Here is a 19,875-nt window from a genome sequence, read left to right on the forward strand (position 1 = left end):
CGGAGGCGACGACGCCCCTGCTCCGGACGGAGCAGGGGCGTCGTCGGTGCGGCGGGTGTCTAGCCGAAGAGGATCGCCGCTTCGTCGTAGCGCTCCTGCGGCACGGTCTTCAGCTTGCCGAGCGCCTCTTCGAAGCGGCAGTTGACGAGTTCGGTGCCGCGGAGTGCGATCATCGTGCCCCAGTCGCCGGCCATGACGGAGTCGATGGCGGCCATACCGAGGCGGGTGGCGAGCACGCGGTCGTAGGCGCTCGGGACGCCACCGCGCTGCAGGTGGCCGAGCACGGTCGCGCGCGACTCGATGCCCGTGCGGCGCTCGATCTCGGGTGCGAGCACGTCGGCGATGCCGCCGAGACGGGGACGGTTGAACGCGTCGAGCCCCTTCTCGGAGTGCGCGGTCTCCATGGTGTCGAGCGTGAAGCCCTCGGACACGACGATGATCGGGGCCCGACCGCGCTGGTAGACGCTGTCCGCCCACTCGCAGATCTGCTCGATCGACTGCGGCTGTTCCGGGATGAGGATGGCGTGGGCACCCGCCGCCATACCGGCGTGCAGGGCGATCCAGCCGACGTGCCGGCCCATGACCTCGATGACCATGCACCGCTTGTGGGACTCGCCCGTCGTCCGGAGGCGGTCGATGGCCTCGGTCGCGATCTCGACGGCGGTGTCGAAGCCGAAGGAGTAGTCGGTGGCGTCGAGGTCGTTGTCGATCGTCTTCGGGACGCCGACGATCTTGAGGCCGGCGTCGGTGAGCCGCTTCGCCGCGGCGAGCGTGCCCTCGCCACCGATGGCGATGAGCGCGTCGATGCCGAGCCGGTCCATGGTGTGCTGGACGTTCTCCGGGCCGCCGTGCGGTCCTTCGAACGGGTTGGTGCGGCTCGTGCCGAGGATCGTGCCACCCTGCTTGGCGAGACCACGCACGCTGTGGCGGTCGAGCGGCATCGTCAGGCCCTCGACGACTCCTCGCCAGCCGTCGCGGATGCCGATGAACTCCTGGTTGTGGATCTTCGTCCCCTTGAGGACCGCTCCTCGGATGACCGCGTTCAGGCCGGGGCAGTCGCCGCCGCTCGTGAGCACACCAATTCTCATATCAACAGTCCTCATGGGGATCGGGGCACCTCAGGTGCCGGGAGTCATCCCCGACAATACCGTCTCGCCGACGGTGCTTCATCCGGCGCGGACGGTCCTCCGGCCCAGAGGGTCGGTGCCTCGTCCACCGGGGTTAGGCTGCTGGGATGAGTGCCGACGACTACCTGCCCGCCGATGGCGGCATCACGATGTTCTCCACGACCTGGTGCGGGTACTGCGCCCGACTGAAGCACCAGCTGTCCGCAGCCGGCATCCCGTTCACCGAGGTCGACATCGAGCAGGTCCCGGGGACCGCCGACCTCGTCGCCTCGCTGAACGGCGGCAACCAGACGGTCCCGACGGTGATCTTCCCCGACCGCTCGACCGCGACGAACCCGTCGCTCGCTCAGGTGAAGGCGGCACTCGGCGTCTGACCAGCCGACGACGTCCGGCCGGGCGACCCGTGGTCACCCGGCCGGACGAACCGGACGTCAGGCGCCCAGCGCCTCGCGGAGCAGGTGGACGAGGGCGTTCAGCTGCACCGAGTCGACCGACGCGACGTCCTGGTCGCTCCCGTCGAGTGCGCGAGCGGCCAGGCCCTGCTTGCTGTCGATGAGTTCCGCGACCTTCGCGTCGATCGTGTGCGCGGCGATGATGCGCCAGGCGGTGACCGGCTCCTCCTGACCGATGCGGTGCACGCGGTCGATCGCCTGGGTCTGCTCGGCGGCCGTCCAGGACAACTCGGCGAGCACGACGTTGGACGCGGCCTGCAGGTTGACGCCGACGCCGGCGGCGGTGAGCGAACAGACGGCGACCGCGACCTCCGGATCGGTGTTGAACGCGTCGATCGCGGCCTGACGCGCCTGCGCGGTCTGGTCGCCGCGGAGCGACACCGTCTTCAAGCCGCGACCCGCGAACAGCTGCTCGGCCGCGTTCATGACGTCGATGTGCTTCGCGAAGAACACGACCTTGCCCACGGACCTCGCGAGCTGCGCCGTGTAGTCGGCGGCGAGGACGGCCTTGGCCTGACCGATCTTGCGGATCATGGTGAACACGTTCTCCGTGCCACCGGCGGCCTTGGACTCGTCGAGCTCGGCCTGGGCGACCATGCGCATGAGGTCGGTGTTCGGCTCGTGCAGCGCGTCGACGCGCTCACCACGCGACTCCAGGACCCGCACGTAGCGGGACTTGAGCCGTTGCCCGAGCTCGGCCTCCGCGTCGCGGATGGACCGGATCGCCTCGTCGTCGAGCTCGACCGGGAGGTCGGCGACGCGCTTGGCGGGCAGGTCCTTGGCGACGTCGAGCTTCTTGCGGCGCACGATGCCCATGTCGATGACGGCGGACCGCGCGGCGGCGTAGAAGGCGTGCTCGGCCGGGGTCAGGCCGGTGTCCTCGAGCCGCTCCATGAGTTCGGCGGTCGGCTTGCCGTCCTTGATCCAGCCGAGGAACTGCCAGATGGCGTTGAAGTCCTCGACGTCGTTGATCAGCGGCGTACCCGTCAGCGCGAGCAGCAGCGGGTCCTGGCCGGGCGTCGCCTTCCGGATCCGGTTCGCGAGTGACAGCACGTGCTGCGAGCGCTGGGAGTGGAGGTTCTTGATGAAGTGCGCCTCGTCGACCACCATGCCGCGGAAGCCGAGCGTCCCGAGCCAGGCGAGGTGGCGGTCGAGGACCTCGTAGTTCACGATGATGACGTCGGCGAAGGCGTCGAGCGCCTGGCCGTCGCCGTGGATGACCGTGGCGCGTCGGTGCGGCGTCCAGCGCTCGACCTCGCGCGCCCAGTTCATCTTGACGACGTTCGGGACGATGACGAGGAGCGGGTACGCCTCGGCGACCGAGGCGGCGAGGACCGACTGCGCGGTCTTGCCGAGGCCCGGCTCGTCGGCGAGCAGGAACGAACGGTGTCCTTCACGGACGCTCTCGACGAAGCGCGCCTGGTGCTTCATGACCTCGAGCCCGCGCGGCGAGAGCCGGTCGAGCTTCGGGGCCTCGGGCAGGTCCATCGAGGCCGCTCCCCCGCCGGAACCGAGCTCGAACGCCTTGTACAGGGGGCCCATGAGCTCCCAGCTGTCGAGTCGTCGACGCACGGTCTGCTGCGGTGCCGCCTGGCTGAAGTCCGGGGCGAGGAACGGATTGGCCAACTGACGTGCCTTGACCGACTGCGGGATGACCTGCTTCTCGGCGAGCTCGGCCGGGACGACGGACTCCACGACGGGCTTCTCGACGGTGATGATGAGTTCGTCGGCGCTGAGTTCGGCACCCGACTCGAGGAGCCAGTCGCGCCGGAGCCGCTGCGCGACGGGGCTCGTCGCGGCGTCGGCCTCGAGGAGCTGGATGAGCGAGGTGTCGCGCGCCGCCGTCTTGGCGAGGATGGTCGCCACACCGTCGAGGCGCTTCAGGAGCTCGGCCCGCGTGGCGTCGCTGTACGTCGTGTCGGCCTTGACCCTGGCGCGTTCCTCGCGGACGAGGAAGGCGATGACCTGGTACTTGGTCCGGTTGGTTGGCCCGACCTTGCCCTTCTGCGCCTTCGCCTCGACCTCGCGCACCTTGCGGGCGAGGATGGGGATGATCGGCGCGTCGTCGTCGTGACGCGACGAGGACCCTCTGGGGTTCGAGCGGCCAGATGAACGGGTGCTGGAACGCCCCTGGGAACGGCGTTGCTGGCCGGTGTGCGGCATGCTCCTCCTGAGCAGTCGAAGAGCCTCATCGGCCGAGGGGCCGGAAGAGACGGGCGCCGGGCCCGACTGGTCGTCGTGGAGCAACAGAGCGTTGCACGAGACCGACACGGGCGCCCGACGGGCGTGTGCCCAGTCTACGCCATCGGCCGCATCGGTCGCGAGCGCTCAGTCCGGCGCGCTGTCGACGAGTCCGAACCGCTCCAGTTCGGCGTCGTCGAGCATGCGGGAACGGATGAGGAAGCGCTGCCCCGTCGGGGCCTCGACGCTGAACCCGCTGCCGCGCCCCTGCACCACGTCGATCGTCAGGTGCGTGTACTTCCAGTACTCGAACTGGGAACGCGACATGTAGACCTCGACGGGCGCGTCGAGCCCGGGCACGTCGAGCGTGTCGAGGAGGACGTCGACCGCGCCCGTACGGAACATCCCGACGGGATAGCACATGGGCGAACTCCCGTCACAGCATCCGCCGGACTGATGGAACATGAGCGGTCCGTGCAGCGCGGTCATCTCCCGCACCAGTGCGGCCGCAGCGTCGGTGACGTCGACCCGTCCGGTCATGGTGTCCTCCTTCGTCATGTCGTGTATCCGGCCCCGCCCCTCCGCCGGTCCCTGAGCTTGTCGAAGGGCGCCCTTCGACAAGCTCAGGGACCGGATGGGGGCTCAGGGACCGGGGATGTCGATCAGAAGAAGCCCATCGGCCCCTCCGCGTAGCTCACGAGCAGGTTCTTCGTCTGCTGGTAGTGGTCGAGCATCATCTTGTGGTTCTCCCGGCCGATGCCCGACTGCTTGTACCCGCCGAACGCCGCGTGCGCCGGGTACTGGTGGTAGGTGTTCGACCAGACGCGTCCCGCCTCGATCGCCCGCCCGGCGCGGTACAGCGTCGTCGCCTCGCGGCTCCACACCCCGGCCCCGAGGCCGTAGAGGGTGTCGTTCGCGATGGAGATCGCCTCGTCGTAGTCGGCGAAGCTCGTGAGGGCGAGCACGGGCCCGAAGATCTCCTCCTGGAAGATCCGCATGTCGTTCGTCCCCTCGAAGACGGTCGGCTGGACGTAGAACCCGCCGCTCAACTCACCGCCGAGGTCGGCTCGCTCGCCGCCGATGAGCAGCTTCGCGCCGCCCTGCTTGCCGATGTCCATGTAGGAGAGGATCTTCTCGAGCTGGTCGTTCGACGCCTGGGCACCGATCATCGTGTCCGTGTCGAGCGGGTTACCCTGCTTGATCTTGCCGATGCGGGTCAGCGCGTCGCCCACGAAGCCGTCGTAGATGGAACGCTGGACGAGCGCCCGACTCGGGCAGGTGCAGACCTCGCCCTGGTTCAGGGCGAACATCGTGAAGCCCTCCTGCGCCTTCTCGTAGTACTGGTCGTGCTCGCGCGCCACGTCCTCGAAGAACACGTTCGGGCTCTTGCCGCCGAGCTCCAGCGTCACCGGGATGAGGTTCTCGCTCGCGTACTGCATGATCAGGCGACCGGTCGTGGTCTCACCGGTGAACGCGATCTTCCGGATCCGCGGGTGGGAGGCCAGCGGGGCGCCGGCCTCGATGCCGAAGCCGTTGACGACGTTGAGCACGCCGGCCGGCAGCAGGTCCTTCACGAGGTCGACGATGAGGTGGATCGACGCCGGGGTCTGCTCGGCCGGCTTCAGCACGACGCAGTTGCCTGCGGCGAGCGCCGGTGCGAGCTTCCACACGGCCATGAGGATCGGGAAGTTCCAGGGGATGATCTGTCCGACGACGCCGAGCGGTTCGTGGAAGTGATAGGCGACCGTGTCGTGGTCGAGCTCCGAGATGCCGCCCTCCTGGGCGCGGATCGCCCCGGCGAAGTACCGGAAGTGGTCGATCGCCAAGGGGATGTCGGCGGCCAGGGTCTCGCGGACCGGCTTGCCGTTCTCCCAACTCTCGGCGACGGCGATCTCCTCGAGGTGCTCCTCCATGCGGTCGGCGATGCGATTGAGGATCACCGCGCGCTCGGCGACGCTCGTCTTCGACCAGGCGGGGAACGCCTTCCATCCCGCCTCGACCGCGCGGTCCACGTCGGCCGCGGTGCCCCGGGCGATCTCGGTGAACACGGCTCCGGTGACCGGGGTCTGGTTCTCGAAGTACTGCCCGTTCGCGGGCGGGACGTACTCGCCCCCGATGAAGTGGTCGTAGCGGGGGGCGTAGCTGAACACGGCACCTTCGGTACCCGGGTTGGCGTAGACGGTCATGTCACTCCTTGTCGACGACGTTGTCGGTGTCGCACCGCTCAGGTGCGTGCCGTCGACGCTAGTCGGCCGGAGGTTGCAGGAGGTTGCGACGAGGACCGCGGACCGGATCGGCCGTCAGGACGCCGAGAGGTCGGCGTCGATCGCCTCGATGCGGGCGACGAGGCCAGCGCGCTTCGGTGACCGCGGCGGCAGCAGTCGGAGGCAGGCGTGCAGGACCTCGACGTCGTCGGGCGCGGCCGCGGTCCGGATGTAGTCGTGCAGCAGGTCCGCCGAGGCGTCGGTCAGCATCGCCTCGCGGAGGCGCGTCGCGACCCGGTCGCGGAGGTCGACGACACCGGGGGCGGTGGAGTCCGGCAGGAGCGGACCCGGGTACGCGGCGAGCGCTGCGCGGTGGGCGCCGCGGTCGAGGAGGGACAGCACCTGGTGGGCGTCGAGCTGGAGCGGGGTGGTGAGCCGGTACGGCCGCGAGGCCGGCACGAGTGTCGGCGCGGTCCCGCCGAGCACCTTCCGCAGCCGGACGAGCTCCGCCCGGAGGGTGACCGACGCCTCGTCCGCGTCGTAGAGCAGCCCGGCGAGCGCGTCGGCGCTGAGGCCCTGGTGGTGCCAGGCCAGCAGGGTGAGGATCTCGGCGTGCCGTCGGCTGAGCTCGGTCGGGCGGCTCGCCCCATGTCCGACCAGCAGGCCGGTGTCACGGCCGAGCACCTGCAGGCCGGGCCGCACCGTGGTCGTCCGGCGGGGTGTGTCCGTGCGTGGGCGACCGGCGAACCGACGGTCGGCGACCGCGCGCAGCCGCTGCACCATGATCTCGGACTCGACGGCGGCCGCGGTCGCCTCCATGAGCGGCAGCGCATGTGAGGCGACCGCCTGCGGGCCACCGGTGATGTCGATCACGCCGATGATCTGCCGGGTCTCGGGATCGTGTACCGGGACCGCCGTGCAGCTCCACGGGTGCACGAGGCGGTTGAAGTGCTCGGCCGCATGGATCTGGATGCCGTGGTCGAGTTCGAGCGCGGTGCCCGGGGCGCTCGTCCCCACCTCCCGTTCCGACCACCCGGCACCCTCGACGAAGAGCATGCCCTCCGCCCGTCGCCGCAGATGGCGGTCGCCGTCCACCCAGAGCAGTCTGCCCATGGCGTCGCCCACCGCGACGAGCATGCCGGAGTCGTCGTCCGCGTCGTTGACCAGCAGCTTGGTGATCACCGGGAGGACGCCGGCGAGCGGGTGTCCGAGCCGGTGGTCGCGCAACTCGTCCTCGTCGAAGGCGAGCTCCGGCATGAGGTTGTCCGGGTCGAGGTGACGGCCCATCGACCGTTCCCACGACTCGCGCACGAGCCGTCGGACGAGTCCGCGCTGCGCTTCGGCACGCGCCGGGGCCGCCAGCCACGGACTGGACACCTCACCACCACCCATCCACGTCGACCGGTTCTGCGGACAGTGTATCCGCCGCAGCCCGACGGTCGACGGGTGACCTCAGGCGGCCGGACGGAACCGGCGGAGACGCAGGCTGTTGAGCACGACGAACACGCTGGAGAACGCCATCGCCGCTCCCGCGATCATCGGGTTGAGGAGGCCGAGCGCGGCGAGCGGGATCGCCGCCACGTTGTACGCGAACGCCCAGAAGAGATTGCCGCGGATGATCCCGAGCGTCCGTCGGGAGAGCCGCACGGCGTCGATCGCCGTGGCGAGGGAACCGGAGACGATGCTGAGGTCGGCTGCACCCTTGGCCGCATCCGTGCCCGTCCCCATGGCGATCCCGAGATCGGCCGTGGCGATCGCCGCTGCGTCGTTCACCCCGTCGCCGATCATCGCGACGCGGTGACCGGCCGTCTGGAGCCGTTCGACGGCGGCGACCTTGTCGGCGGGGCTCGCGTCGGCGATCACCTCGGTGATCCCGACCTCGGCCGCGACCCGCGCTGCGACGGCCGCGTTGTCGCCGGTGAGGAGCACCGGTGTCATCCCCAGGGAGACGGCACGTCCGATGGCGGCGCGGGCCTCCGGCTTCACGGTGTCGGCGACCTCGACGACGCCGCGGACCTCGCCGTCCCAGGCGACGACCACCACGGTGCTCGCACGCTCCGCGGCGGAGGCCAGGGCGCTCGCCGCGTCCGGTCCGATGCGGAAGCCCTGGTCTTCCGCGAAGGCGGGACGACCGGCCAGCACGGTTCCTCCGTTGATCGTGCCGGTGACGCCGAGACCCTCGAGGCTCGCGAAGTCCGAGACCACCGGACGAGCTGCGTCGCGACGTGCCGCTTCCGCGACGATCGCTTCGGCGATGGGGTGCTCGGAGGCCGCTTCGAGCGCCGCGCCGAGGGCGAGCACCTCGTCCGTCGCACCGGCCGCCCAGACCTCTGTGACGCTCATCCGCCCGGACGTGACGGTCCCCGTCTTGTCGAGCAGGATGCGGTCGATGTTGCTCGCCCGCTCGAGCGCCTCCGGTCCGGCGATGAGGATGCCGAGCTGCGCGCCACGCCCCGTCCCGACGAGGAGGGCCACCGGGGTCGCGAGCCCCAGCGCACACGGGCAGGCGATGATGAGGACGGCGACCGCAGCGGTGAACGCCGCCTCCATGCTCGAGCCGGTGAGCGCCCACACGGTTGCGGTGCCGAGGGCGATCACCAGGACGACCGGGACGAACACGCTCGAGACGCGGTCGGCGAGCCGTTGGACCCGGCTCTTCCCGAGCTGCGCCGCCTCGACCGCTTGAGCCATGCGCGCCAGTTGCGTCTCGGCGCCGACGGCCGTCGCCCGCACGACGAGACTGCCGCCGCGCGCGATCGTGCCACCGATGACCCGCGAGCCGGCTACGAGCTCGACCGGGACGGACTCCCCCGTGACGAGACTCTCGTCGACACTCGCCGCCCCCTCGACGACGACCCCGTCGGTGGCGACGGACTCGCCGGGACGCACGAGGAAGTGGTCTCCGACGAGCAGCTGCTCGATCGGGATCCGTTCCTCGGTGCGGGTGGGCGCCATGAGGTCGGCGGGGTCCGGCGCACGGTGCCGGAGCACGGAGACCTCGGAGGCGCCCAGCGTCATGAGGTCGCGGAGCGCCTCTCCGGCCGCACGCTTCGACCGCTGCTCGATGAGGCGGCCGGCGAGCAGGAAGACGGTCACGCCGGCGGCCACCTCGAGGTACAGCGCGCTCGACGGGTCGGCGTCGGGTGCGAAGAAGGTGAACTCGTGCCGCATGCCCGTCATCCCGGCCATGCCGAAGAAGAGCGCCCAGACGGACCACAGGTACGCGGCCCCCGTCCCGAGCGTGATGAGGGTGTCCATCGTCACCGAGCCGTGCCGCAGCGTCGCGAACGTCGCGCGGTGGAACGGGTACCCACCCCAGAAGACGACCGGCGTCGCGAGGGTCAGCGAGAGCCACTGCCAGTGGTCGAACTGCCAGGCGGGGATCATCGCGAGCAGCACGACCGGCAGCGCCAGCACCGCACTGACGACGAGGCGGGTGCGGAGCGTCGTCACTGTCGCCGAGGGGTCCGACGTCGGTCCCGACGTCGGAGTCTGCTCCCGGTCCGCCGCGGCGCGTTCGTCAGCGGGCGGACGCACCGTCGCCGTGTAGCCGGCCTTCGCGACGGCTGCGACCAGCTCGTCCGCGGTGACGGTGGAGGGCGCGGTCACCGTCGCCCGTTCGGTCGCGAGGTTGACCTGTGCCTCGACACCGTCGAGCGCGGTCAGCCGCTTCTCGACGCGTGCCACGCAACTCGCGCAGGTCATGCCCTCGATGTCGAGGTCGAGCTGGATGAGTGGCGCGCTCATCAGCGACGACCCACGAGGGTGTAGCCGGCTTCCTGGACGCCGGCACCGATGGCCGCCTCGTCCGTCGACGACGCACCCGAGACCGTGACCGTCCCCGCGTCGAGGTCCACGGCGACCCCATCCACGCCGGAGAGCGCGGAGAGCTCGGTCGTGACGGCGGACACGCAGTGCGCGCAGGTCATGCCGTCGACCCGGTAGGTGGTGGTTGCGGTGGTTTCGGACATGCGTCCTCCTCAGTGGATCGGAGCCCTAACTATACCCCCAGGGGGTACCTCCTGCAACCGTCCGCGGCACGCGATCGCCGGTTCAGCCGAGCAGACCGAGCGCTCGCACCGCCGCCCGCTCCTCCTCGAGTTCCGCCACCGAGGCGTCAATGCGCCGCTGCCAGACGGGCGCGATGTTGAGCCCCTCGACCACCTCCCAGCGTCCGTCGACCGAGCGGGCCGGGAACGAACTCACGAGCCCCTCCGGCACGCCGTACCAACCCTCCGAGGGAAGCGCCACGGAGCTCCAGCGCTCCGGCCGGTCTGGAGTGGCCGTGCCGTTCACCCAGTCATGCACGTGGTCGATGGCGGCGGCAGCGGCCGACGCGGCGGACGACGAGCCCCGGACCGCGATGATCTCCGCACCGCGCTTCGCCACCCGTGGGATGAACTCGTCGGCGATCCACTCCTCGTCGACGAGTTCGAGGGCCGGACGACCACCGACCGTCGCGTAGGAGAGGTCCGGCACCTGGGTCGCCGAGTGGTTGCCCCAGATCACGACGCCGTCGATCTCGGACACGGGTGCGCCGGTCTTGGCGGCCAACTGCGCGACGGCACGGTTGTGGTCGAGTCGGGTCAGGGCGGTGAACCGTTCGGCCGGCACCCCGGACGCGGCCGACTGCGCGATGAGTGCGTTCGTGTTGGCCGGGTTGCCGACCACCAGGACGCGCACGTCGTCGGCCGCACCGGCTCCGATCGCCGCGCCCTGCGGAGCGAAGATCCCGCCGTTGGCCGCGAGGAGGTCTGCTCGCTCCATGCCCGGACCACGTGGACGTGCACCGACGAGCAGGGCGACGTCCACCCCGTCGAAGGCGCGCGACATCTCGGTCGTCGCCTCGACCCCGGCCAGGAGCGGGAACGCGCAGTCCTGCAGTTCCAATGCCGTCCCCTCCGCCGCTCCGAGACCCTGCGGGATCTCGAGCAGGCGCAGGACGACGGGCCGGTCGGACCCCAGCAGCTGACCTGACGCGATGCGGAAGAGCAGGGAATAGCCGATCTGGCCTCCGGCTCCGGTGACGGTGACGACGGTGGGTTCGCTCATGCGCCCACGCTACTCCGCGACCTCCGGCGTGGGTCGTGAAGCCTGCATGTCGGCCTCGGCTGCGTCCGCGGCCTCGTGCTCCTCCGGCGACACCGGACCGACGCGGCTCTTCCGTTGGGCCGGGGTCTCGGACGGCAGCGCGACGGCCGCCTCCGTGATGCGGTTCGCCATCCCGTTGAAGATGATCCCGTGGAAGGGCAGGATCGCGAACCAGTAGAGGCGTCCGCCGAGCCCCTTCGGGAAGAAGACGGCGCGCTGCCGGTAGACCGAGCCGTCGCCGACCGGGGTCGCGCTCATCTCGAGCCATGCCAGACCGGGCACGCGCATCTCGGCGCGCAGCCGCAACATCCGGCCGCGCTCGAGATACTCCACGCGCCAGAAGTCGAGAGCGTCCCCCACGCTGAGGTGCTGCGGGTCGTCGCGCCCACGGCGGAGTCCGACGCCCCCGACGAGCTTGTCCATCCAACCGCGGACCGCCCACGCCAACGGGAACGAGTACCAGCCGTTCTCACCGCCGATGGACTCGATGACCGAGAAGAGGCGGTCGGCGCTCGCCGAGGTCTTCCGCTCCTTGAGATCGATGTAGACGGTGTGTCCGGCCCAGTCGGGGTCGCTCGGCAGCGGGTCGCTCGGCGCGCCGTCCACGGTCGCGTTCCGCCAGGAGGTCTCGACCTCACCGTCCCGCATGCGCTGCAGTGCGAGGCGCACCGCGCGTCGGTACCCCGTCAGACCGCCCTCCGGCGGCGGGATGACCGCGTCGATGTCGTGGTCGCCCATGACGCAGTCGACGAGCAGCGACTCGATGATCGGCGACGCGAGCCGACGCGGGATCGGGGTCACGAGGTTCACCCACTGCGAGGCCAACCACGGGGTGAGGACCGGGAGCGGCGCGATCGGGCGCTGCGGGAGGCCGGCCTCGACCGCGTAACCGTTCATCATCTGTCCGTACCGGAGGACGTCGGGGCCGCCGATGTCGAAGGCCCGGTTCACGTCGCGGTCGACCTCGGCGCTCGCCAGCAGGTAGTGCAGGACGTCACGGACCGCGATCGGCTGGATGAAGTTCCGGACCCAGCGCGGCGCCGGCATGTACGGCAGGATGTCCGTCAGATGGCGGATCATCTCGAACGAGGTCGATCCGGAACCGATGACCACGCCGGCCTGCAGGACGATCGTCGGAACGCCCGAGGCGAGCAGGATCCGCCCGACCTCGGTGCGGGACCGCAGGTGCTTCGACAGCTCGACGCCCTCGGGGTGCAGGCCACCGAGGTAGACGATGCGCGACACCCCTGCCGCGGCAGCGCCGGCGGCGACGTGCTCCGCGGCGTCGAGCTCCGTCTGCTCGAAGTCACCCTTGCCACCCATGGAGTGCACGAGGTAGTAGACGACGTCGACGTCCACGCAGGCCGACGCGACCCGGGCGGCGTCGCCGAGATCACCCTCGACGACCTCCACCTGATCGCGCCAGGGCACGTCGGTGAGCTTCTGCGGCGAGCGCACGAGCACCCGGACCGTGTACCCGGCCTCCAGCAGCCGCGGCACGAGCCGCCCGCCGATGTAGCCGGTGGCACCCGTGACGAGCACGCGCTTCGGAGTCGATGATTCGGTCATGGATGCAACGTTACGACCCGTCGACGACAGCGGCGCCCGGCTGTACAGCCGGGCGCCGCTGTGCAAGCACCCCGTGGGCGTTGCGATCCGCTAGAGGAGCGCCTTCGTGTGCCAGACGGTCTTCACCTCGGTGAACGCGGTGATGCGGTCGAGGCTCGCCGGGACCGAGCCCCGGGAACCGTTCGGGCGGACCATCCGCTTGAGCGTCTCGGCCGCGAGGACCTCGAGCTCGATCCAGTCGAGTGCTCCGGCGCCGGCGAGGTCGATCGCGTTGACGTCGGCGTGCGAGGCGAGCCACGGAGCCATCTCGGCCGGCGATCCGGTCAGCACGTTCACGACGCCGCCGGGGACGTCACTGGTGGCGAGCACCTCGGCGAGGCTGATCGACGAGAGCGGCAGGCGCTCGCTCGCGATCACGACGACCGTGTTCCCCGCGACCAGCGCCGGAGCGACGACGCTCACGAATCCGAGGAGCGACGAGTCCTGCGGCGCGATGAGCGCGACGACGCCCGTCGGCTCCGGAACCGAGAGGTTGAAGTACGGACCGGAGACGGGGTTCGCTCCCCCGACCACCTGGACGTACTTGTCCGCCCAGCCCGCGTACCAGACCCAGAGGTCGATGGCCTCGTCGACCTGTGCCGCGGCCTTCGCCTGCGAGACGCCTTCGGCCTGGACGATCTCCTCGATGAACTGCGCCCGCCGACCCTCGAGCAGCTCGGCGATGCGGTAGAGCACCTGGCCGCGGTTGTAGGCGGTGGCACCCGACCAACCGGCGAGTGCCGATCGTGCGGCGACGACCGCGTCGCGGGCGTCCTTCCGCGAGGCGAGCGATGCGTTCGCGAGGAACTCCCCCTTGGCGTTCGTCACCTCGTACGTCCTTCCGGATTCGCTGCGTGGGAACTTGCCGCCGATGGCGAGCTTGTAGGTCTTCGGGATGGTGAGCCGGCTCATCGCTGCTCCTCCTTCGTGGTGCTCGTGGACGGCGCGACGGTGGCGGCGGCCGATGATCCGGCCGGCGCGAGGTAGGCACCAAGCCCGTGGCGACCACCCTCGCGGCCGTACCCCGACTCCTGGTACCCGCCGAACGGGCTGGCGGGATCGAACCGGTTGAAGGTGTTCGCCCAGATGACGCCGGCGCGGAGCTTGTCCGCGACCGCGAGGATCCGGCTGCCCTTGTCGCTCCAGATACCCGCCGACAGCCCGTACGGGGTGTTGTTCGCCTTCGCGATGGCCTCCGCGGGCGTCCGGAAGGACATGACCGAGAGGACCGGACCGAAGATCTCCTCGCGGGCGATCCGGTGACTGGTGGACACGTTCGTGAAGATCGTCGGCGCGAACCAGAACCCGTTCTCGGGCAGCTCGCAGTCCGGGCTCCACCGTTCGGCGCCTTCGAGCTCGCCGATGTCCGAGAGCTCGCGGATCCGGGCCAACTGCTCGGCCGAGTTGATCGCGCCGACGTCCGTGTTCTTGTCGAGCGGGTCGCCGACGCGCAGCGTCTGCAGACGGCTCTTCAAGCGGTCGACGACCTCGTCGTGGATGCTCTCCTGGACGAGGAGCCGGGATCCGGCGCAGCAGACGTGACCCTGGTTGAAGAAGATGCCGTTGACGATGCCTTCGATGGCCTGGTCGATGGGGGCGTCGTCGAACACGATGTTCGCGGCCTTGCCGCCGAGCTCGAGCGTCAGGCGCTTGTCGCTGCCGGCGATGGTCTTCGCGATCTCGCGCCCGACGGCGGTCGACCCGGTGAAGGCGACCTTGTTGACGTCGGGGTGGCGCACGATCGCCGCCCCGGTCGCTCCGGCACCCGTGACGATGTTCACGACACCGGCCGGCAGCTCGGCCTGCTGGAGGATCTCGGCGAAGATGAGTGCCGTGAGCGGCGTGGTCTCGGCCGGCTTGATGACGACCGTGTTGCCGGCGGCGAGCGCCGGCGCGACCTTCCAGGCGAGCATGAGGAGCGGGAAGTTCCACGGGATGACCTGCCCGGCCACGCCGAGGGCACGGGGGTTCGCGCCGAGGCCCGCGTAGTCGAGCTTGTCGGCCCAACCGGCGTAGTAGAAGAACCAGGCGGCGACGAGCGGGACGTCGACGTCGCGGGACTCCTTGATCGGCTTGCCGTTGTCGAGGCTCTCCGCCACGGCGAGCTCGCGGGCGCGCTCCTGGACGAGGCGCGCGATCCGGAAGAGGTACTTGCCGCGGTCGGCGCCCGACAGCTTCGACCACACGCGGTCGTAGGCACGCCGCGCGGCGGTGACGGCGCGATCGACGTCGGCGTCACTCGCCGCGGAGATCGTCGCGATCGACTGCTCGGTGCTCGGTGAGATCGTCTGGAAGGTCCCACCCGTGCCCTCGGTGAACTCGCCGTCGATGAAGAGGCCGTACTCGGAACGGAGGTGGAGGACGGAGGTGGACTCCGGGGCTGGTGCGTATTCGAGGAAGCTCATGATGTCCTAGTCGATGGTGACGTAGTCGGGGCCGGAGTAGTGGCCGGTGGCGAGTTTCTGACGCTGCAGGAGCACGTCGTTGAGGAGGCTCGAGGCACCGAAGCGGAACAGGTGCGGCTGGAGCCACTCCTCGCCGACCGTCTCCGCGACGGTCACGAGGTACTTGATCGCGTCCTTCGAGGAACGGATGCCGCCGGCGGGCTTCACACCGATCTGCTCACCGGTGAGGCGGTGCCAGTCCCGGACGACCTCGAGCATGAGGAGGGTGACCGGGAGGGTCGCCGCGGGCGCGACCTTGCCGGTGGACGTCTTGATGAAGTCGCCGCCCGCGAGGATGGCGAGCCAGGAGGCGCGCTTCACGTTGTCGTAGGTGTTCAGCTCGCCGGTCTCGAGGATGACCTTGAGGTGCGCCGAGGTGCCGTCGCTCCGACGGCAGGCCTCCTTGACCGCGACGATCTCGTCGAAGACCTGGCCGTACCGACCGGAGAGGAACGCACCCCGGTCGATGACCATGTCGATCTCGTCCGCCCCGGCGTCGACGGCGTCGACCGTGTCCGCCAGCTTGACCGCGAGGGAGGCGCGTCCGCTCGGGAAGGCCGTCGCGACCGCCGCGACGTTGATCCCGCCGGCGTCGTGTCCCGCACCCGGCCGCGTGTGCGCCGCGCCGAGCGCCTCGACGGCGTACGGCACCATGTCGCCGTAGACGCAGACCGCGGCGACGCGCGGGGTGGACGGATCCCCGGCGTCCGGGGTGATGGCCTTGGCCACGAGGGAGCGCACCTTGCCGGGGGTGTCGGCGCCCTCGAGGGTGGTGAGGTCGATGAGTTCGATGATGCGGTCGAGGGCCCAGGCCTTCGACGTCGTCTTGATCGAGCGCGTGCCGAGGTCCGCTGCGCGCTGTTCGAGCCCGACGGCGTCGACACCCGCGAGGCCGTCGAGGTAGCGTCTGAGGCTGGCGTCGGTGACGGGGCCGTCGACGAGTTCGAGCGCCGTCGGCTTCGCCACGAGGTCGCCTGGTGGAGTGGTCATGGTGCGTTCCTTCCGAGCAGTTCCTGCTCCGGGGTGTGCTGCTTGGCGGATGATGGTTCGTGGTCGGCGAGCAGTGCCGTCGCGGTCGCCTCGTCGGTGACGAGGACGGTGCACAGGCCGCTGCTGACGACGGCTCTCGCGACGGCGTGCTTCTGCGCTCCGGCGATGACCGCGATGCTGCGACCGGCACGCCGGAGCGCTTCGAGTCCGAGCCCGACCGTGCGCTCGTCGAGTGTGGGGTCGACGATCATGCCCTCGGCGTCGATGTAGCGCCCGACGACGTCCCCGACGGCACCGCGTGCGACCAGGACGTCGACGTCCGCGGCCGTGAGGTACCCGCTGTGGACGAGGGCGGAGTCGGGCCCGGCCACGCCGGCACCGTACAGGTAGGTGTCGGCCGCTGCGGCCGTGCGGAGCACCTCCGCAACCGTGCGGTCCGACTCGATGCTCAGCTTCGTCTCCAGGCGCTCGAAGATCGCCGGGCTCGGGAGCAGTGTGACGTCGCCACGGCCCTTCTCGGCGATCCGTGCAGCCGTGGCGGCCGCGGTGCCGACGCGCTGGTTGAGGCTCACGCCGCCGTTGATCTGCACGACGGAGAGCCCCGTCGCCCAGCCGTCGGACAGGTGGTCGGCGATGTCGCGGAGCGTCCTCCCCCAGCTCACGCCGAGCGTCCGCGGCACCGGTCGCATGGCACCGAGGTAGTCGGCCGCCGCGCGCGCGACGCGTTCGTGGAGGTCGGCACTGTCGCTCGGACTCGGCACGACGACCGCGTCCGTGAGTCCGAAGCGCTCGCGGAGCGCCCGTTCGAGTGGGAGGCGGCGTGCGCGCGGGTGCACGATCTCGATGCGGATGTAGCCGAGTTCGCGGGCCTGGGCGAGGAGCCGACCGACCTTCCACCGCGTGATGCCGAGCAGCGCGCCGATCTCGTCCTGGGTCTTCGTCTCGTCGTAGTAGAGCTCCGCGGCGCGCACCGCGAGCAGCTCGTCGCTTTCGATCACCTCGGGCCTCCTCCGGATCGTCTCCAGCCTAGGACGCCACCACCACCCGGACAACGTCTGTTGCCGCCCGTGCTCAGATGAGCAGAGCCCGGTGCGCGGATGCGCATCGCCGCCGGGGATCCGTCAGTCGGTCTGGAACAGACCGGTCACCGACCGCGTGCTGCGAGGTCCGCTTCGATCGTCGTCGGCCGGCCGGTGATTCGGCCGGCGATGGCGCACAGCGCGCCCGTGGCCAGCAGGAGCAACAGCGGGACGGTCCACGATCCGGTCACGGCGTGCAGCAGACTCACGACCAGGGGGCCGAGTGCGCCGAGGGTGTAGCCGACGCTCTGCACGAAGCCGCTCAGGGCGACCGCGCCCTCGTGGGTCGCCGTCCGCAGGTTGATGAGCACGAGGGCGAGCGGGAACAGCAGTGGGCCGAGCCCGGCGAGCAGCACCCACAGCCACGTGAGCGTCGCCGGCCACAGGAGCAGCCCGAGGTAGCCGAGCACGAAGCACGCGCTCGCGACGTAGACGAGGACGGCGACGTTCCGCAGCCTCGCGACGAGCATCGGGACGATCAGGCTCGCCGGGACCCCCATCGCGGAGAAGAGCGAGAGCAGCAGGCCACCCTGGGCCGGGGTGACGCCAGCGACGTCACCGACGATGGTGGGGAGCCAGGTGAACATCGCGTAAGCGTTCAGCGAGGAGGTGGCGAACACCGCCGCGATGGCCCACGCGATCGGCGAGCGGTGGACGAGGACGCGCCCGGCGCGGGGCACCTCCTCGATCTCGGGGTCCGTCGCGGCGGCGGCCCGGGCATCCCGACGCTCCCGGACGATGAGCGTGATCCAGGGCAGCACGGCGAGCATGGCGACGATGGACCACACACCGAGCGACACCTGCCACCCCGCCGCATCGGCGACCGGTACGGCGATCAGCGGCGGGATGAACGTGCTGACCGACAGGACCGTCGCGTAGAGGGAGGTGACGAGGCCGACGCGGTCGGGGAAGTACTTCTTGACCAGCGGTGGGAGCACGACGTTGCCGATGCCGATCCCAGCGAAGCAGAGCGCACTCCCGATCGCGAGGACGGCGAAGTCGGGGGCGAGCGAGCGCATCAGGTGCCCGGCCACGATCGACCCGAGTGCGATGAGCAGCACCGGCTCGAGGTGCAGCCGACGCACGAGTCGCGGGGTGAAGACACCGAACAGGGCGAAGCACAGTGGCGGCAGCATCCCGAGGAGCCCCAGCCCGACCGACCCCACGCCGATGTCGCCGTCGATCTCGGCGAAGATCGGCGACAGCGAGGTGACGGCCGTGCGGAGGTTCGCCGCGACCAACACGATACCGACGAGCGCGAGGACCCTCCCCCGCCACAGGGGACGCGGACCCACTAGGACAGCATCCGGCGCGCGCGCTCGACGTCGTCGGTCATCTGCACGATGAGCGGCTCGATCCCGGTGAAGGCGACCATCCCGCGGATGCGCTCGACGAACTGCACCTCGACCTCGTCGTCGTAGAGGTCGAGATCGGTCTCGTCGAGGACGTAGGCCTCGACCTGCTTCTGCGGGACGCCGTCGAAGGTCGGGTTGTTCCCGACCGAGATCGCCGCCGGATACCGACGTCCTCGCCAGAACAGCCACCCTGCATACACGCCGTCCGCGGGGATGAGACCCTGCGAATCGGGAGACAGGTTGGCGGTCGGGAAGCCGAGTTCCCGGCCACGCTTGGCGCCGTGGACGACGACACCCCGCACGCCGGGCGGACGGCCGAGGAGCCGCGACGCCTCGCGGACGTCACCCTCCTCGAGGAGTTCGCGGATCCAGGTGGACGACACCCGACGCCCGCCGCCGGGACGGACGTCGTCCACGACGCGCACGGAGAAGCCGTAGACCTCACCGAACGACTCCAGCGTGGCGACCGTGCCGAGGCCGCGATGGCCGAAGCGGAAGTCCTCGCCGACGAGGACCGTCTTGGCATGCAACGCTCCGACGAGGATCGAGGTGACGAACTCCTCGGGCGTGAGCTGGGCCAGTGTCTGGTCGAAGCGCAGCAGCAGGGCCGCGTCGACCCCGGCGTCCGCCAGGAGACCGAGCTTCTGCTCATTGCTCACGAGCGACGCCGGGCAGCGGTCGGGGTTGATGAGGCTCAGCGGGTTGCGGTCGAAGGTGACGGCGACGGAGCTGAGACCGGCTGCCGCGGCCTCCTCGAGGAGCGCGGCGACGACCGCGCGGTGACCCGTGTGGACGCCGTCGAACTTGCCGATGGTGACGGCCGACGGTCCGAAGGCGTCCGGGACCTGGTCGAGCTCGGTGAACGTGATCATTCGCCGGTACGCCGATGTCCGGCCAACCACCACAGTCCGAGGACCGGGAGGACGAGCGGGATGTAGACATAGCCGCGGCCGAAGCCGGACCAGACCGTGTCGTGGGGGAACAGCTCGGGATCGAGCAGGCTCAGCAAGCCGACGATCAGGACCCCGGCGAGTTCGAAGGAGATCGTGGCCCATGCGATCCGCCGCCAGACGGCGCCCGGAGCGACGAGCGAGACGGTCGCCAGGATGTACACCACCGCGGCGACGGCCGAGAGCAGATAGGCCAGTGGCGCCTCGTCGAACTTGGTCGTGATCTGCACCACGGACCGGCCGGTGGCGGCGAGCGCCAGGATGCCGTAGACGGCGACGAGCACGACCCCGACACCACGGACGCGTGGGCGGGCTGGAGCGGTGGTGGGGAGAGGCATGACCCGACGATTCTATGCGACGCAGGCCCTCGTCCAGGCACTTCGCGACGGTCACG

Annotated in this window: 17 protein-coding genes; 1 reads left to right on the top strand and 16 read right to left on the bottom strand. The window is 70.3% G+C overall.

The genetic code is table 11. From position 1 onward, the window contains the following. Positions 1 to 59: 59 nt before the first annotated feature. Complete coding sequence (locus ITJ62_RS17035; protein WP_064294489.1) at positions 60 to 1,088, bottom strand: 6-phosphofructokinase; 1,029 nt, start codon at positions 1,086 to 1,088, stop codon at positions 60 to 62. 146 nt (positions 1,089 to 1,234) lie between these two features. Between ITJ62_RS17035 and ITJ62_RS17040 the strand changes: the two genes are divergently transcribed. Next, a complete protein-coding gene (locus ITJ62_RS17040; RefSeq protein WP_064294490.1) occupies positions 1,235 to 1,501 on the top strand; it encodes a mycoredoxin in 267 nt (88 codons plus the stop codon). A 57-nt stretch (positions 1,502 to 1,558) separates the two neighbouring features. Here the strand turns inward: ITJ62_RS17040 and ITJ62_RS17045 are convergent, their stop codons facing one another. From ITJ62_RS17045 to ITJ62_RS17115, 15 genes are all read right to left on the bottom strand, one after another. Further along, a complete protein-coding gene (locus tag ITJ62_RS17045; protein WP_194604726.1) occupies positions 1,559 to 3,742 on the bottom strand; it encodes a DEAD/DEAH box helicase in 2,184 nt (727 codons plus the stop codon). A gap of 165 nt (positions 3,743 to 3,907) precedes the next feature. Further along, complete coding sequence (locus tag ITJ62_RS17050; RefSeq protein ID WP_079707135.1) at positions 3,908 to 4,300, bottom strand: DUF779 domain-containing protein; 393 nt, start codon at positions 4,298 to 4,300, stop codon at positions 3,908 to 3,910. A 122-nt stretch (positions 4,301 to 4,422) separates the two neighbouring features. Next, positions 4,423 to 5,946: an aldehyde dehydrogenase family protein gene (locus ITJ62_RS17055; RefSeq protein ID WP_194604729.1), complete on the bottom strand. Its 1,524-nt coding sequence runs from the start codon at positions 5,944 to 5,946 to the stop codon at positions 4,423 to 4,425. Between the two features lie 114 nt (positions 5,947 to 6,060). Further along, positions 6,061 to 7,341 carry a GAF domain-containing protein gene (locus tag ITJ62_RS17060; RefSeq protein WP_194604732.1) on the bottom strand — a complete coding sequence of 427 codons (1,281 nt, stop codon included), beginning with the start codon at positions 7,339 to 7,341 and terminating at the stop codon, positions 6,061 to 6,063. A 75-nt stretch (positions 7,342 to 7,416) separates the two neighbouring features. Further along, the gene (locus ITJ62_RS17065) at positions 7,417 to 9,711 is read right to left on the bottom strand and encodes a cation-translocating P-type ATPase (protein WP_194604735.1); all 2,295 of its coding nucleotides are present in this window, start codon (positions 9,709 to 9,711) and stop codon (positions 7,417 to 7,419) included. Further along, positions 9,711 to 9,935, bottom strand: coding sequence for a heavy-metal-associated domain-containing protein (locus ITJ62_RS17070; protein ID WP_064294496.1), 225 nt, complete (start codon positions 9,933 to 9,935; stop codon positions 9,711 to 9,713). Before ITJ62_RS17070 ends, ITJ62_RS17065 begins: the two co-directional genes overlap by 1 nt. Positions 9,936 to 10,017: 82 nt before the next feature. Next, entirely contained in the window at positions 10,018 to 11,016 is a 999-nt protein-coding gene (locus ITJ62_RS17075) for a malate dehydrogenase (protein WP_194604738.1), read from the bottom strand. 9 nt (positions 11,017 to 11,025) lie between these two features. Then, positions 11,026 to 12,624, bottom strand: a complete 1,599-nt coding sequence (locus tag ITJ62_RS17080; protein ID WP_194604741.1) for an SDR family oxidoreductase — start codon at positions 12,622 to 12,624, stop codon at positions 11,026 to 11,028. A gap of 90 nt (positions 12,625 to 12,714) precedes the next feature. Further along, on the bottom strand, positions 12,715 to 13,575 hold the full coding sequence (locus ITJ62_RS17085) for an aldehyde dehydrogenase (RefSeq protein WP_194604744.1): 861 nt from the start codon (positions 13,573 to 13,575) through the stop codon (positions 12,715 to 12,717). Then, entirely contained in the window at positions 13,572 to 15,068 is a 1,497-nt protein-coding gene (locus ITJ62_RS17090) for an aldehyde dehydrogenase family protein (protein WP_194604747.1), read from the bottom strand. The genes ITJ62_RS17085 and ITJ62_RS17090 overlap by 4 nt, the downstream gene beginning before the upstream one ends. A gap of 6 nt (positions 15,069 to 15,074) precedes the next feature. Next, positions 15,075 to 16,097 (bottom strand): deoxyribose-phosphate aldolase, encoded by a 1,023-nt coding sequence (gene deoC / locus ITJ62_RS17095; RefSeq protein WP_194604750.1) that lies wholly within the window; start codon positions 16,095 to 16,097, stop codon positions 15,075 to 15,077. Continuing rightward, the gene (locus ITJ62_RS17100; protein WP_194604753.1) at positions 16,094 to 17,095 is read right to left on the bottom strand and encodes a sugar-binding transcriptional regulator; all 1,002 of its coding nucleotides are present in this window, start codon (positions 17,093 to 17,095) and stop codon (positions 16,094 to 16,096) included. Before ITJ62_RS17100 ends, deoC begins: the two co-directional genes overlap by 4 nt. 146 nt (positions 17,096 to 17,241) lie before the next feature. Further along, positions 17,242 to 18,471: an MFS transporter gene (locus ITJ62_RS17105; protein WP_194604755.1), complete on the bottom strand. Its 1,230-nt coding sequence runs from the start codon at positions 18,469 to 18,471 to the stop codon at positions 17,242 to 17,244. Continuing rightward, a complete protein-coding gene (locus ITJ62_RS17110) occupies positions 18,471 to 19,403 on the bottom strand; it encodes a bifunctional riboflavin kinase/FAD synthetase (protein ID WP_064294502.1) in 933 nt (310 codons plus the stop codon). Before ITJ62_RS17110 ends, ITJ62_RS17105 begins: the two co-directional genes overlap by 1 nt. Continuing rightward, positions 19,400 to 19,819 (bottom strand): hypothetical protein, encoded by a 420-nt coding sequence (locus tag ITJ62_RS17115; RefSeq protein WP_194604758.1) that lies wholly within the window; start codon positions 19,817 to 19,819, stop codon positions 19,400 to 19,402. The genes ITJ62_RS17110 and ITJ62_RS17115 overlap by 4 nt, the downstream gene beginning before the upstream one ends. Between the last annotated feature and the right edge of the window lie 56 nt (positions 19,820 to 19,875).

Source organism: Plantibacter sp. VKM Ac-2876 (assembly GCF_015350715.1).
In the GTDB taxonomy this organism is placed as follows: domain Bacteria; phylum Actinomycetota; class Actinomycetes; order Actinomycetales; family Microbacteriaceae; genus Plantibacter; species Plantibacter auratus.